Origin of the sequence: Streptomyces sp. NPDC047028 (assembly GCF_040644095.1) — a bacterium.
Classification (GTDB): domain Bacteria; phylum Actinomycetota; class Actinomycetes; order Streptomycetales; family Streptomycetaceae; genus Streptomyces.
In genome coordinates, this window is record NZ_JBEYVS010000025.1 from 94363 (window position 1) to 109422 (window position 15060).

The 15060-nt window shown below is 73.8% G+C and carries 12 protein-coding genes; 6 read left to right on the plus strand and 6 right to left on the minus strand.

Going from position 1 to position 15060, the window contains the following annotated elements; genetic code table 11:
- Positions 1 to 63: 63 nt before the first annotated feature.
- Entirely contained in the window at positions 64 to 3282 is a 3219-nt protein-coding gene (locus ABZ854_RS22525; protein WP_361213717.1) for a cytochrome P450, read from the minus strand.
- Between the two features lie 209 nt (positions 3283 to 3491).
- Between ABZ854_RS22525 and ABZ854_RS22530 the strand changes: the two genes are divergently transcribed.
- The 5 genes from ABZ854_RS22530 (at position 3492) to ABZ854_RS22550 (ending at position 8654) form a co-directional block, all read left to right on the plus strand.
- Positions 3492 to 4136, plus strand: a complete 645-nt coding sequence (locus ABZ854_RS22530) for a PAS domain S-box protein (protein ID WP_361213719.1) — start codon at positions 3492 to 3494, stop codon at positions 4134 to 4136.
- A gap of 127 nt (positions 4137 to 4263) precedes the next feature.
- A complete protein-coding gene (locus ABZ854_RS22535) occupies positions 4264 to 4758 on the plus strand; it encodes an FBP domain-containing protein (RefSeq protein WP_361213721.1) in 495 nt (164 codons plus the stop codon).
- 109 nt (positions 4759 to 4867) lie between these two features.
- A complete protein-coding gene (locus tag ABZ854_RS22540; protein ID WP_361213723.1) occupies positions 4868 to 6121 on the plus strand; it encodes an aromatic acid exporter family protein in 1254 nt (417 codons plus the stop codon).
- Positions 6122 to 6168: 47 nt separating this feature from the next.
- Entirely contained in the window at positions 6169 to 7302 is a 1134-nt protein-coding gene (locus ABZ854_RS22545; RefSeq protein WP_361213725.1) for a hypothetical protein, read from the plus strand.
- Positions 7303 to 7436: 134 nt separating this feature from the next.
- Positions 7437 to 8654, plus strand: a complete 1218-nt coding sequence (locus ABZ854_RS22550; RefSeq protein WP_361213727.1) for a lactonase family protein — start codon at positions 7437 to 7439, stop codon at positions 8652 to 8654.
- Positions 8655 to 8769: 115 nt separating this feature from the next.
- Here ABZ854_RS22550 and ABZ854_RS22555 read toward each other — a convergent pair whose 3' ends face one another.
- Positions 8770 to 9375: a TetR/AcrR family transcriptional regulator gene (locus ABZ854_RS22555; protein WP_361213729.1), complete on the minus strand. Its 606-nt coding sequence runs from the start codon at positions 9373 to 9375 to the stop codon at positions 8770 to 8772.
- Positions 9376 to 9496: 121 nt separating this feature from the next.
- Between ABZ854_RS22555 and ABZ854_RS22560 the strand changes: the two genes are divergently transcribed.
- The gene (locus ABZ854_RS22560) at positions 9497 to 11068 is read left to right on the plus strand and encodes a cytochrome P450 (protein ID WP_361213731.1); all 1572 of its coding nucleotides are present in this window, start codon (positions 9497 to 9499) and stop codon (positions 11066 to 11068) included.
- Here ABZ854_RS22560 and ABZ854_RS22565 read toward each other — a convergent pair.
- From ABZ854_RS22565 to rhaS, 4 genes are all read right to left on the minus strand, one after another.
- Positions 11030 to 11869, minus strand: a complete 840-nt coding sequence (locus ABZ854_RS22565; protein ID WP_361213733.1) for a pentapeptide repeat-containing protein — start codon at positions 11867 to 11869, stop codon at positions 11030 to 11032. The genes ABZ854_RS22560 and ABZ854_RS22565 overlap by 39 nt on opposite strands.
- A gap of 82 nt (positions 11870 to 11951) precedes the next feature.
- Positions 11952 to 12695, minus strand: a complete 744-nt coding sequence (locus tag ABZ854_RS22570; RefSeq protein ID WP_361213734.1) for a PIG-L deacetylase family protein — start codon at positions 12693 to 12695, stop codon at positions 11952 to 11954.
- Between the two features lie 115 nt (positions 12696 to 12810).
- Positions 12811 to 13836, minus strand: a complete 1026-nt coding sequence (locus tag ABZ854_RS22575; protein WP_361213736.1) for a LacI family DNA-binding transcriptional regulator — start codon at positions 13834 to 13836, stop codon at positions 12811 to 12813.
- 139 nt (positions 13837 to 13975) lie between these two features.
- A complete protein-coding gene (gene rhaS / locus ABZ854_RS22580) occupies positions 13976 to 15055 on the minus strand; it encodes a rhamnose ABC transporter substrate-binding protein (protein ID WP_361213738.1) in 1080 nt (359 codons plus the stop codon).
- Between the last annotated feature and the right edge of the window lie 5 nt (positions 15056 to 15060).

A 15060-nucleotide genomic window follows, 5' to 3' on the forward strand; every position in this document is an offset into this window, starting at 1 on the left:
CAACCCTTATTTCACGCTATGAGCTAAGCGGGGCACCCCACGGTCCGTCGCCGGGGGCCCGGGTCACCCCGCCGCGTACACGTCCTCGACGTACCGCCCGTCCGCCACCAGCGCGTCGAGCCACTGCCCGGCCGCGGCCGCGTCGGCGCCGGGGGTGCGCTCCCGGTACAGGGTACGGAACGCCTCGCGCACGCCGGGCGCCATACGGGCGCCGTCGCCGCAGACGTACACCCGGGCGCCGGCGCCGAGCAGGCGCCAGACCTCGTCGGCCTCGGCGGCGATGCGGTGCTGGACGAACAGGGCGCCGTTGTCGGGGGCGGCGCTGAAGGCGGGGCGCAGGGACACGGCTCCGGCGACCTCGGCGGCCCGGAGTTCGCCGGCGTGCAGGAAGTCGGCGTCGGGGGCGTCGCAGCCGAAGTAGAGCAGGGCGGGGGGCAGTCGGTCGCCGCGCGCGATGGCGGCCGTACGGTCGGCGACGGCTCCCCGGAACGGCGCGAGGCCGGTGCCGGCGGCGACCATGACGACGGGTGTGGAGCCGTCGGTGCGGAAGGCGTCCCGGCAGGGCTGCACGCGGGCGTAGACCGTGTCGCCCGGGCGCAGTCCGGCCAGGTGGCCGGAACCGGTGCCGCGGTAGCGGCCGTTGCCCGAGCGGGCCGGCGCGTCCAGGACCGAGACCATGAGGTCGGCGTGGTCCGGGTCCTGGGCGGGGGACGAGGAGATGGAGTAGTGGCGGGGCCGCAGCGGGGTGAGCAGTTCGAGGAGCCGGGGCCAGTCCAGGGCGCCGCGCAGGGCGGGGTGGTCCTCGGCGATCTCCAGCAGGGTGCGCGGATCGTCGCCGGTCAGGGCGCTCAGGGCGGCCCGCTCGGGCGGGCAGGGGTTGGCCGCGGCGAGCAGTTCCTTCTGCCGTGCGGTGGGGCGCTCCTGCAACTCGACGTGATGGGTGAGGAGTTGACGTACCGCCAGTGGGCGGTCGACGGCGAGGCCGTCGCGGCGCGAGCGGGTGGCCCGGATGTCGAGGACGGTGTCCGGGTCGACGCCGAGGGCGGCGGCGGCGCGGTCGACGAGGTCCGGGGCGTTCACGGGCAGCACGGTCAGGTGGTCGGCGGTGCGGTAGGTGACGCCGTCGGGCAGGGCGATCCGCAGGAACCGCTTGGTGCGCGGGTGTCCGGGGGCGGTGAGGTCGCGGGCCTCGGTGACGGTCATCGGGACCAGTCCGTGCCGTCGGGCGAGGGCGTCCAGCGGGCCGCCGGTGACGGCCCGTACCTCATAGGCGGCCGTCGGCCGGTCCCGCGGTTCCCGCTCGTGTACGGCGTCCGGGTCGCCGTACTCCTGGAGGAGCCGGGCGCGCAGCCCCGCGGTGAAGGCGCGGACGGTGCCGGTGAGGTCGCCGGAGGCGTCGGCGGCGGCCCGGTCGGTCAGTCGGGTGGCTCCGAGTTCGGCGAGGCGGGCGTCGATGCGGGTGGGGACGTGCTGATAGGTGGCGGCCCAGGTGCGGTCGCCTACGCCGAGGACGGCGTAGGCGACGCCGGTCAGGTCGGGGGTGCCGTCCAGCCAGGCGGTGAAGGCGGTGGCGTCGTCGGTGGGACGCCCGTTGTAGGAGGCGGCGGTGATGATCACGGGCCGGTCGGTGGGCAACCCGCCCGCGTAAGTGTCCAGCGCGGCCACCTCGGTGGCGCAGCCGACGGCGGCGGCCTCGTCGGCGAGTCCGGCGGCGAAGTCGCGGCAGGTGCCGTAGTTGCTGCCGTGCAGGAACAGGGCGGCGGTGCCGGGGCGGACCCGGGACGGCAGGGCGCCGGGATCGGGGGCGCCGGTGCCGGCGGGTGCGGTCGCGGTGCCGGGCAGCGGTGCGTGGACCCGGTCGGCGCCGGTGCGCGGGGTAAGGGTCAGGGTGAAGCCCTCGGGCTTGAGGGTGAGGGTCTCCTTGACGGTGAGCGCGTAGTCGGCGTGGTCGTGCAGCCGGTAGCGGTGGACGAGCATCGCGAGCAGCATGGTGGCCTCGTGCAGCGCGAACTGCCGTCCGATGCACGCGCGTTCACCGGTGCCGAAGGGCTTGTAGGCGTGCACGGGGCGGGCCGCCTCGGCCTCGGGCGTGAAGCGGGAGGGGTCGAACAGCTCGGGGTTGTCGCCCCACACCGGCTGCCGGTGCAGCATCGGGGCGAACACGCTGACGGCCTGCCCGGCGCGCAGCGGCAGCCGTCCGCCGAGCACGGTGTCCTCGCGGGCGTGCCGGCCGAAGGTGGCGGCCGTCGGCCACAGCCGCAGCGCCTCGCTGAGGACCTGCCGGGTGTAGGTGAGCCGGCCGATGTCCTCGTACGCCGGGTCGGGGTCGGCGGCGTCGCCCCACAGGGCGTCGGCCTCGCGCTGGACGAGCCGCAGCGCGGTGGGGTGCTTGGCGAGGTAGTGGAGGGCGAAGGACATCGCGCCGGAGGTGGTCTCGTGGCCGGCGATGAGGAAGGTGATGACCTGGTTGCGGATGTTGGCGGCGTCGAGGGTGGTGCCGTCGGCGGGGTGCCGGGCGGTGAGCATCAGCCCGAGCAGGTCGTCCGTGCCGCTCCGGCGGGTGCTGGTGCGGGCGGCGACGACCTCGTCGACGACACCGGCGAGGAAGTCCGCGTCCGCGCGGAAGGCGGCGTCGGCGGCCGAGTGGTCGCTGCCCGGGGCGCGGCCCAGGCGGTGCATGCTCCACTGCAGGCAGCGGACCATCGACCGGACGAAGGGGTGCGGTTCGTCGCGTTCGAAGGAGCCGAAGTCGTAGCCGAAGCCGGCCAGGCCGATGGTGTCGAGGGTCATGCGGGTCATGTCGTCCGCGACGTCGACGGGCCGTCCGGCGTGGGCCGCGCGGTCCCAGGCGTCGATGAGCCGGCGGGCCACCGTCAGCATCACCGGGTGGTAGGTGCGCATCGAGCCGAGCGCGAAGGCCGGCATGAGGATGTCGTGCGCCTTGGCCCAGTTCGGTTCGTCGTTGTACGCGGTGAACAGGCCGTCGGCGGTGAAGGCACGCACGTTCTCCAGCGCGGGTCCGACGTGCTTGGCGAACCGGGACTCGTCGGCGAGCTCGCTCACCAGGTCCACGTCGGCGACGAAGACGACGTCCCGCCCGTGCAGCCGTCGCACCAGCACCGGGCCGTGGGCGCGCATCAGCCCCATGACCTGCTGCATCGGGGTCCGGCCGGGACCGGTGGCGGTGATGTCGACGACAGGGATGTCGGAGACGGGGTTGTCGGCGGCGGTGACGCCGGGGCGGGGACCGGCGGTTCGGGTGGCGCTCGCGGTGGGGTGCATGGCGCGACAACTGCCTTTCGCGGTACGGGAGTACTGCGCTCCAGCCTGGCCCACCGGGGACCGCGCCCCGCACCGGAGCACTACACGATCGTGCAGTGGGAAGTCACGGCGCGGCCTTGTCGGTCTCCGCGCCTCGTGCCCCTGCCGGCCGGGTTTGGCGCTGACCTGGACGTTCGTCTTGGATGAGAGGCGCACATCGGGAGGTGCGAATGGACGCGGAGCGGGCCGGGGCCGTGGTGTGGCGCAACCGTGCGCTGACGCTGTTCGACCGGGTGGCGGTGCCGGTCGCGGTCTGCGACGTACGCGGCCGGGTGATCCTGGCGAATCCAGAGATGGCCGCGGAGTGCGGTACGACGCCGGGGCGGCTGCGGGACCGGGACGTGCTGGAACTGTTCCGGCCGCAGGACGCCACGCAGGTGGAGCGGATCACCGAGGCGCTGCGGCTGCGGCACCGCTCGCGGTACGAGGTGTCGGTGCGCTGGCGGTCGGCCGACGGCACCGAGCGGTTCGGGGAGCTGACGGCTGATCCGGTCAGCGACGCGGTGGACGACACGCCGGCCCTGCTGGTGATGCTCCGGGCGCGGGGCGAGTGCGCGCGCCCGGACCCGGAGCCGGCGCGGGTCACGCCCGTGGAGGGCCGGGTGCTGGCGCTGCTGGCGGGCGGTGCCACCACGGCCCGGGCCGCCCGCGAGCTGGGGCTCAGCACGGACGGGGTCACCTATCACCTGCGCCGGCTGTCGGCCCGCTGGAACGCGGCCAACCGCACGGAGCTGGTGGCGCGCGCGTACGCGCTGGGAGTGCTGACGCCGGGCGTGTGGCCGCCGGAGGCGAGGGGCGTACCAGGCCAGGAGTAGCCGTCGGTGGGTACACCCTCGGCAAAATCAATGGCCGTATCGCCATGCCGCTACGTACGCTAGCTGAAAACCTAGATGCCCTAGGTTCTGGATCCTTCCGGTACCGCCTGCCCTGAAAGGGACTCCCATGAAGCCGCTCACCGAGCAGGCCCTCCGCGCGTCGTTCGACAACTGCTCCAAGGGCGAAGCCAAACGGCTGGCGGTCCCCCGCGACCTCGCCGAGCGCCCCTGGGAGCATTTGGACTTCCTCGGCTGGCGCGATCCCGGGGCACCCGACCGCAGCTACCTGGTCACCGAGCGGGACGGCCGGACGGTAGGCATCGCCATGCGCCACCCGGCCTCGCAGCGCGGCTTCCTGCACCGCAGCATGTGCTCGCTGTGCCTGACGACCCACCCCGGCGGCGGGGTCTCCCTGATGACCGCGCGCAAGGCGGGCGCGGCGGGCCGCGAGGGCAACTCGGTCGGCGTGTACATGTGCACCGACCTGGCGTGTTCCCTGTACGTGCGCGGCAGGAAGGTGCCCGAGTCCGGCCTGCGCATCGAGGAGAGCCTGACCCTGGAGCAGCAGATCGCCCGGATGACGGGGAACCTGTCGGCCTTCGTCGACAAGCTGTACGCCTGAGGCGGTACAAGCCTTCGTCCCGTACAAGCCTCCGCCGTGCGAGCCGCTGCCGTACAAGTCCTCTTTCGGCCACGTTCGACGTCCGTACGGAACGGGAACAGGCCAGGGGATGCGCGACGTACAGAAGTGGGACAGGGGACTGCGGCGCCTGGTGCGACGCCACCGGGAGCCGGTGGTCGTCCAGAGCCTGCGGTCGGCGACTGCGGCCACCATCGCCTACATCCTCGCGGTACGCCTGAGCCCCGAGCCGGCCCCGCTGACCGCGCCCCTGACCGCCCTGCTGGTCGTCCAGGTGACCCTGTACGCCAGCCTCACCAACGGCATCCGCCGGGTGAATGCGGTGGTGGCCGGTGTGCTCGTCGCCATCGCGTTCAGCCTGCTGGTGGGGCTGACCTGGTGGAGTCTGGCGCTGCTGATCGTGGCCGCGCTGGGCGTGGGCCACCTGGTCCGGGTCGACGAGTACGTGGCCGAGGTGGCGATCAGCGCCATGCTGGTGCTCGGCGTCACCGCCCACGGTTTCACCGCGTGGGCGCGCATCGTGGAGACGCTGATCGGCGCGGTCGTCGGCATGGGCATCAACCTGCTGCTTCCGCCGCCGGTGTGGGTGGACCAGGCCGGGGAGTCCATCGAGGACCTGGCGCGCCGGGTACGGCAGTTGATGCTGCGGATGGGTGAGGAGGCCGCGGGCGGCATCCCGTGGCAGCGGGCGGCCGAGCGGCTGCACGAGGCCCGGCGTCTCGACAACGCCGTCACCGAGGTCGACGCGGCCCTGCGGCAGGCCGAGGAGAGCCTGCGGCTCAACCCGCGCGTGAAGGACAGCCTGCTGCACCGGGTGGTGCTGCGCACCGGCCTCGACACCGTCGAGATCTGCACGGTCGTGCTGCGGGTGCTCGCCCGCTCCTTCACCGACCTCGCGAAGGCGAGCGGCCCCGAGCAGCTGTTCCCGCCCCGCGTCGGGGAGACCGTGCAGCAGCTGCTGTCCGAGATCGCCGACGCGATCGTCAGCTTCGCGGTGCTGGTCACCACCGATCTGAGCGCCAGCGCCGAGTCGGCGGAGGAGCGGCTGAGCGCCGAACTGCACACGGCGGCCGGCACCCGGGACCGGCTGGCCCAGCTGTTCCTGGAGGAGATCCGGGCGGACGCGACGAACTGGCAGCTGATGGGGGCCGTCCTCACGGAGGTGAACCGGATCATCGACGAGCTGGACACCGAGCACCGCAGCCGCCGTCTGCTGGAGGAACTGGACCGCGTGGCCCGGGACCAGCGGACGGCGCGGCCGTGGCTGGCCCGGCTGCGCGAGCGCCTCGGCGTACAGGAGCGGCTGTGGCGGAACCGCACGGGCCTCGACGGACGTTCTTGGTGAGGGAGTGCCGGCCCGGGGCCGGCACCGCGAGGCGAGGAGCGGGGCCGATGGCCGACGGCGGGGTACGGATCGACGGGAACACACTGCGGCTGCCGGGCGGGGTGGCGGTGCGGTTCGTGCGGACCCTGCGGCTGCCCGAGTCGGGGACGCACGCGCTGCCGCCGGGCCTCGGCGAGTTCCCGGTGCGGCGGGTCGCGGACTACGGCGACCGGGTCCCCGAGCAGTTGCGGGCGCGCGGCGGCGTGATGCTGCCGGTGTACCTGCGCGAGGCGATGTGGCTGAGTTTCAGCGGTACGACGGAGCCGGCCGCCCTGCAGGTGGGGGCGGGCAAGGTGTGCGCGGTGTCCGGCGAGCCGTGGAGCGGCAGGCTCTCCCGCCGCCCGCAGAACTACCTCGTCCTGCCGCGGCAGCCCTGGCTGGACGGCATCAACTCCGGCAAGGGGACGGTCCGTCAGTTCGTAGCGGTCCCGCTGGGCCTGGGCGCCACGGTGGAGGGGCAGGTCACCGGCGAGGAGGTGTGGGGCGGGGTGCAGTTGCAGGCGTTCGGGCTGCGGGAGGACCGCCTCGCCGAGTGGCGGCGCCTGGAGGACGCCCGGCGCGCGCGGATGCGCTCGACGGGCCCCGTCGGCCTCTACGGGGCACCGGCGCCCGGCGGGATGCCGACAGCCGGGGCGATGCCCGCACCCGGGGCGATGCCCCCGCCGGGGGCCGCCGCCGGGTACGGAGCGGCCCCGGCTTTCGGAGCGGCCCCCGCTCCCGGCGCGGCGCCGCCGCCCGGGGCCGCGGCCCCGCGGAGCGCGCCGGCCATGGGGCTGGGCGTGGGCGGGTCGATGCGCCAGGAGGTGTACCGGGACGACCGCCCGCTCAGACACTGGTCGAAGGAGCCCTCCGGACGGGTGTTCGTGCATCTGGTCACGCCTCCGGAGTGGCGCCGCATCACCGGCGAGCCGGCACCGCCGTCCCCGGTGGACCGGGCGGCGTACACCCGGGCGGGCCTGCCCTGGTACGACTACTACGACCAGGATGCGGAGGACCTCGCGCCGGCGGACACCCTGGGCGCGGTCAAGCCGGTCGGCGACTGGCTCGGGGACGACCTGGACCCCTGGCATCAGCCTTCGCCGGGCCAGGTGAAGCCGCTGAAGGACGCGCCGGGCCGGCCCGTGGAGGACGGGGACTGGTGACCGCCCGGCCTCGTTCGGCGCTCACCTCATCCCGTTGCGCAGGCCGCAACGCCCGTTGCCGGTCTTGCTTTTCACCATAGGTCCAGGCCAAGGTGTCGGTCACGGGGCCGACCGACGACGACCTGAGGTGTGGCATGGACACGGACGGACGCGCGGACCGGCGGGGCTGGAGCAGGCGCCGGTTCGTCGCCGCCGCGGCGGGTACGGCCGCCGTGGTGGCGGTCCCGGCGCCCGCGGCCCCGCCCGGGGAGCCCGGCGCGCCGGCCGCGCGCAAGCGGCCGGAGCAGCGGCCCGCCTCCGCGGGGCGCCCGCGCCCCCTGTATCTCGGCACCTACACCTCCGTGGAGGGCGGCGGCACCGGCATCGGGCTGGCCTCGTACGACCCGGCCACGGGCCGGATCACCGGCTCGGGCACGCTGACCGGGGTCGCCGACCCGTCGTACCTGGCGCTCCACCCGGACGGCCGCACGCTGTACGCGGTGGACGAGCGCCAGGACGGCGCGGTGACCGCCGTACGGCTCGCCGACCGGCGGATCCTCGGCTCCCGGAGCACCGGCGGGGCGGGCCCCTGCCATCTGTCGGTGCACCCCGGCGGCCGCTGGCTGCTGAGCGCCGACTACGGGTCGGGCAGCGTGGCCGTCCATCCGATCGACGCCTCGGGCGCGATCGGGGAACGCACCGACCTGGTCACCCACACCACTCCCCCACCGGGCCCCGGCCAGCAGGGCCCGCACGCCCACCAGTTCCTCACCGGCCCCGACGGCGGTCACGTCCTCGCCGTCGACCTGGGCACCGACACCGTCTACACGTACCGCCTCGACCAGCGCGACGGCACCCTGGCCGAGGTGTCCCGGGCGCGCACCCGGCCCGGCGCCGGGCCGCGCCATCTGACGTTCCACCCGGGCGGCCGGTACGCGTACCTGGCCAACGAGGTCGACGACACGGTCTCCGTCTGCGGCTACGACGGGACCACCGGCCGGCTGACGATCGGCGAGCCCCAGTCCTCCGGTTCGTCGGGCGGCACCAACTACCCGGCGCAGTTCGTGGTGACGGCGGACGGCGCTTACGCGTTCCTCGCCAGCCGCGGCGACAACACCGTGGCGCGGTACGCGATCGAGGCGGGGGGCGCGCGGCTGCGCCTGCTCGGCACGGTGCCCGTCGCCGGGGACTTCCCGCGGCAGCTCGCCCTGTCGCCCGACGGACGGTTGCTGTTCACGGCGAACCAGCGGTCGGGCACGGTCAGTGTGTTCCACGTCGGCTCCGGCACGGGTGAGCTGCGGCTTGCGGGTGAGCTGCGGCTTGCGGGTGAGCCGTTCGCGTCGCCGGTCGCGGTGTGTGCGCTGCCGATGTAACGCCGGCGCCGGCAGGGTCGTCGGTCCCGTGCGGCAGCGCTGTGGCTGGGGGCGCCCCCGCGGCGGAGCCGCAGATCGGCACAGCGCCGCGCCCCTACGGGGCGCGCCCGGAGCCCTACTCGATGACGCCCAGCAGGGCTCTGGCGCACAGGTCGCGGACCTGCTCCCGGGTCTGTTCGCCGTCGCGGAGCCATTCCAGGCAGACGGCGGTGGTGAAGGCGAGCCAGCCGCGTACGGCGAGCCGGACGTGGGAGCTGTGCTCGGCGAGAGGGCCGAACTCGGGGTCGGCCGCGAGGGCGGCGAGGATCTGGCGTTCCTGTGCGGCCAGGGCACGCCGGTAGACCCGGCGCACGGCCTGGTCGCCGGCCGCGTCGGCTCGGTGGAAGGCGCGGAAACCGTGCGCGTGGGCCTGCACGTAGGCCAGGTAGGTGTCGAGGCCGGCGGTGAGCTGTTCGCGCACCGGCACCCCGGGCACGGCCGCCGTCATGCGCAGCATCCGCTCGCTCTCGCGCTCCACGACCGCCGCGAAGAAGTCCCGCTTCGTCGGGAAGTAGTGGTACAGCAGCCCGCGGGAGACCCCGGCGATCTCGGCGACCTGCTCGATCCACACGTCGTCGTACGGGCTCTCGGAGAACAGTTTCGCGCCGACCGACAGCAGTTGCTCGCGGCGCTCCGCCGTGCTGAGTCTGCGCCGGGTGCGCTCCCCCTGGTTGGCGGGCATGGCGTCACTTTACTTGACGCGGGTTCAACCACCGGACCACACTGAAACCCGCTATTGAACTCACGTACAACACGGGTGGGCCACCCGCACCACCGTCCGCTGGACCAAAGGGGATCTCGTCATGGCGGAACCGACGGAGACCGGGCTGCCGAAGGGGTTCCGGGGCGCCGAGCAAGGCTGGCCCGAGCTGCACCGCATCCCGCATCCGCCGCGCCGCCTGCCGCTGCTCGGTGATGTGATCGGCGTGGACCGGCGCCGCCCGCTGCAGGACACGATGCGCTTCGGACGCGCGCTGGGCCCGATCTTCCGGCGCCGGGCGTTCGGGAACGAGTTCGTGTTCCTGTGGGGTTCGAAGCTCGCCGCGGACCTCGCCGACGAGTCGCGGTTCGCCAAGCACGTCGGCCTCGGCGTCGCCAATCTGCGTCCGCTCGCCGGGGACGGGCTGTTCACGGCGTACAACCACGAGCCGAACTGGCAGCTGGCGCACGACGTGCTGGCGCCCGGCTTCAGCCGGGAGGCCATGGCGGCCTACCACGGCATGATGCTGTCGGTCGCGGGGCGGCTGACCGCCCGCTGGGACCGAGAGTCGGCCGCCGGGCGCACGGTGGACGTCGCGGGAGACATGACCAAGCTGACCCTGGAGACGATCGCCCGCACCGGGTTCGGGCACGACTTCGGCTCCTTCGAGCGGGATCGTCCGCACCCGTTCGTGACCGCCATGGTGGGCACGCTGACCTATGCGCAGCGGCTCAACAGCGTGCCCGCGCCGCTGGCGCCGCTGATGCTGCGCGGGGCGGCCCGGCGGAACGCGGCCGACCGCGCCCACCTCAACCGCATCGTCGACGAGGTGGTGGCGGCCCGGCGCGCCTCCGGCGGCGGAGAGGGGGACCTGCTCGACCGCATGCTGGAGACGGCCCACCCCGAGACGGGGGAGCGGCTGTCACCGGAGAACGTCCGCAAGCAGGTGATCACGTTCCTCGTGGCCGGCCACGAGACGACCTCGGGCGCGCTGTCCTTCGCCCTGTACTACCTGGCCCGGCATCCGGAGGTGGCCGCCCGCGCCCGCGCCGAGGTGGAGCAGGTCTGGGGCGACTCCCCCGCCCCCGGCTACGACCAGGTGGCCAAGCTGCGCTACGTCCGCCGTGTGCTGGACGAGTCGCTGCGGCTGTGGCCGACCGCGCCCGCCTTCGCCCGAGAGGCCCGCGAGGACACGGTGCTGGCCGGGGAGCACCCGATGCGGCGGGGCGCCTGGGCGATGGTGGTGCTGCCGCTGCTGCACCGGGACCCGGAGGTGTGGGGCGAGGACGCCGACCGGTTCGATCCGGACCGCTTCGAGGCGAAGGCAGCGCGGTCCCGTCCCGCGCACACCTTCAAGCCGTTCGGGACCGGGGCGCGGGCCTGCATCGGCCGCCAGTTCGCCCTGCACGAGGCGACCCTGGTCCTCGGCCTGCTGCTGCGCCGCTACGACATCGCCGCCGACCCCGCCTACCGCCTGCGGGTCACCGAACGCCTGACAGTGATGCCGGAGGGCCTGCGGCTGTCGTTGGACCGCCGGACGCGCCCCGAAGGGGCGCGAGGAACTGCGCGACAAGCCACAACGGCGTTGCAGACGAACAACGACCTCTCGCGGCGCTCACCCACAGCGGAGCGCCCCTCAGCCGCCCGCTGCCCAGCGCACCGGGGCACGGACTGACGTGGGCAGCCGCGTGCCGGCGCTGCCGCGGGCGGAGTCGACCTGCGGCTGGGTGAGGAAGAACGCACCGGTCAGGTCGGCGTCGGTGAGGTCGGCGTCCCGCAGGTCGGCGCCGATCATCTCCGCTCCGCGCAGGTCGGCGCCGGTGAGGTCGGCCGCGATGAGGCAGGCGCCGCGCAGGCTCGCGCCCCGCAGGTCGGCGCCCCTGAGGCGGGCCCCCATCAGGTCGGCGCCCCGGCGGTCCTTGCCCTTGCCCTTCTTTCCGCCGGCGCCGGCCCGGACCAGCTCGCCGGCGCGCAGCAACAGCACGTTGACCTCCTGCCGGTGAGCGGCCACGTCGAGCCCGGCCAGTTCCCCGGGCGGGAGCAGGGTCAGGCGCTCGGTCTCCGCCAGCGCGCGGCGCAGACCGGCGTGGACGGGGCGGGCGGCGGGCAGGCCCAGCGCCTCGGTCAGGTACCACAGCAGTTCGTGCAGTTGCCGGACGACCGGGAACACGTCGAACATCGCGCGGGCGTGCTCCTTGGTCCCGGTGCGCCAGTCCTGTCCGCCGAAGGTGACCTGGGCGACCTTCTGGCCCGCGCCGAAGCAGTCGTACACCGTGCAGCCGGTGAATCCCTTCGTGCGCAGCTCGGTGTGGATGCCGCAGCGGTGGTCCCCCTGGAGATTGGGGCAGGGCTTGCCCGCGGGCTTGTCGAGCGCGAAGTCCGAGGAGGCACCGAAGGGCAGGGCGACGCAGCACAGCCCGAAGCAGCGGGCGCAGTCCCCGCGCAGCTCGGAGAGGCCGGCTATCTGATCAGGCATGGGACCAGCCTACCGGGCGCATTCCCCCGCAAAAGCCCCGGGAGCGGTGGCCGACGGCCGGGACAGCCGGCGGCCCGGGCGGTCAGCGGCTGAACACCTCGAACGTCACCGCCGGTGTGCCGCCGAAGCGTTCCCCGGCGGCGGTGGCGTTGCCGGTGAGGAACTCCCGGGCGTACGTCTGAGGGTCCTGGTCGGTCAACGCCTCGATGTAGGTGCGGTGTTCGAGCAGCGAGCGGACCGCTCGCTCCAGACCGGGCGTGGCGTCCACCGCGTGGGTGGGGGTGCTGGAGCCGGCGACCGCGACCCGGCGGACGCCGTCCCAGGGGTCGAGGCCCTGCTCGATCAGTTCCGGGAAGATCCAGCGGTTGCCGGCGTCCCCCGCGGCGTCCAGGGTGGCGCGGCCGACGGCGACGTGGTCGGGGGTGTTCCAGTAGACCCCGCCCCAGGTGTCGCGGTGGTTGAGGGTGATGACGAGTTCGGGCCGGTGGCGGCGGATCGCGGCGGCGATGTCGCGGCGCAGCGCGGGCCCGTACTCGACGACCCCGTCCCGGTGGTCCAGGAACTCCACCGAGGTGACGCCGACGACGGCCGCGCTCGCCCGCTGCTCCCGCTCGCGCAGGGGGCCGCAGGTGGCGGGGTCGAGGGTGTCGATGCCGGCCTCGCCGCGGGTGGCGAGCACGTACGAGACCTCGCGTCCGGCGTCGGTCCAGGCGGCGACGGCCGCCGCGCACCCGTACTCCAGGTCGTCGGGGTGCGCGACCACGGCGAGGGCGCGCTGCCAGTCGTCGGGCAGGGGTTTCAGCTGGGTGCTCACCGGCTCCGTCATGGAACCGAGCCTATGCGGCAGGGCCCCGCACGCAACCGCGTTTCCGGGCCGCCCGCCGGGGCCGGGGCCGGCGCGGCCGGTGCTGGAGCGGTAGATACCGGGCGGCCGGTGCCGGTCAGCGCGCCGTCAGGCTGGAGCGCCGTACGACCAGTTCCGGCTGGAGGACGACCCGCCGGTGCTCGTGCGGCTGTGTGCCCTCGCCCTGCTCGGTCTCCTCCAGGAGGAGCTCGGCGGCCAGGGAGCCCAAGGTGACGGCGGGCTGCCGTACGGAGGTCAGCGGTACGGCCGCCGCGGCGGCGAACTCGATGTCGTCGTAGCCGACGATGGCCAGGTCGTCCGGGACGACCACCCCGGCCGCGTACAGGGCCTGGAGGACACCGAGGGCGAGGAGGTCGTTGGCGCAGAAGACGGCGGTGGGCCGGTCGGCGAGGCCGAGCAGGCGGGCGCCCGCGTCCCGGCCGGCGGCCACGTCGAGGCGTTCGGTGGGCAGTTCGCGCAGGGCGCCGGGGCCGAGCCCGGCCTCCGCGAGGGCCTGCAGGGCGCCGGTGCGGCGGTCGCGGACCTGGTTGAGGCCGGGCGGGCCGCTGACGTAGGCGAGGGACCGGTGCCCGGCGTCAACGAGGTGGCGGACGGCCAGAGCGCCGCCGGTGACGTCGTCGACGGAGACCGAGCACTCGGTGGTGCCCTCGGACACCCGGTCGACCAGCACGAAGGGGATGTCGTGCCGGCGGAAGGCGTCGATGTTGCGGCCGGTGGCGTCGGCGGGGGTGAGCAGCACGCCCCGCACCCGCTGTTCGGCGAAGAGTGCCAGGTACTCGGCCTCCTCGGCGGCGTTCTGCGCGCTGTTGCAGACCATCACGCCGAGCCCGGCGGCGCGAGCGGCGCGCTCGGCGCCGCGCGCCACGTCGACGAAGAAGGGGTTGCCCATGTCCAGCACGAGCAGGCCCATGATCCGGCTGCGGCCCGCGCGCAGCTGGCGGGCCGACTCGCTGCGGACGTAACCGAGCCGGTCGATGGCGGCCAGGACCCGGCCGCGGGTCTCGCCGGCGACGGTGTCCGGGCGGTTGATGACGTTCGACACCGTGCCCACCGACACGCCGGCGGCGCGGGCGACGTCCTTGATACCCACCGACTGGGCCATCGGGTTCCAGACCTCCAGCAGGGACGAGGGGCGGGCGGTGGGAAGGCCCTCTCGGGGCCGGAAGGGCCTTCACATTACCGTCATGACGGGCAGGGCTGCCGCGGCTGGGCGAGGTGGAACACGTCGTACCGCCCCGGGGTCAGAAGTCGAACCGGTCGATGTTCTTGGCGTCGAAGACGGTGGGCTTGCCCAGGTTGATGACACCGTCCTTGCCGAGTGTGTAGCTGGTCGAGCCGGCCTTGAAGGTCTCGCCCTCCTTGCCGGTGATCTGCCCGGACGCCAGGGCGACGGCGGTACGCGCGGCCAGGTCGCCGAGCTTCGCCGGGTCCCACAGCTCGAAGGCGTCGACGGTGCCGTTCTTGACGTACTTGCGCATGTCGTCGGGGGTGCCGAGCCCGGTCAGCTTGACCTTGCCCTTGTACTTGGAGCCGGACAGGTACTGGGCGGCCGCCTTGATGCCGACGGTGGTCGGGGAGATGATCCCCTTCAGGTCCGGGTGCTCCTGGAGCAGGCCCTGGGTCTGCTGGAAGGAGGCCTGCGCGTCGTCGTTGCCGTAGGCGATCTTGACGAGCTTGACGTTCTTGTACTTGGGGTCCTTCAGCTCGTCCTTCATGTAGCCGATCCAGGTGTTCTGGTTCGTCGCGGTCTGCGCGGCGGACAGGATGGCGATCTCGCCCTTGTACCCGATCTGCTCGGCCATCAGCCGTACCTCGGTACGGCCCAGGTCCTCGGCGGAGGCCTGCGACACGAAGGCGTTGCGGCAGCCGGGGTTGGTGTCGGAGTCGTAGGTGACGACCTTGATGCCGTTCTTCATGGCCTGCTTCAGCGCGGTGCACAGCGCGCCCGGGTCCTGCGCGGAGACGGCCATGGCGTCGACCTGCTGCTGGGTGAGGGTGTTGACGTAGCTCACCTGCCCGCTGGTGTCGGTGGCGCTGGAGGGACCGACCTCCTTGTACGACTCCCCCAGTTCGGCGAGTGCCTTCTGCCCGCCCTTGTCGGCCGTGGTGAAGTAAGGGTTGTTGACCTGCTTCGGCAGAAACCCGACGGTCAGCCCCTTCTTGATGGCGGCGCCCGGATCGGCTTTCCCGGCACTGACGGCGGCCCCGCCGTCGTCCTTGACGTCGCTCTTGGTGGTACCGCCGCAGGCGGTGAGGGCGAGGGCGAGAGAGGTCACGGCGACGAGGGCGAGACAGGTACGACGAACGAACGCGGTGCGCATACGGA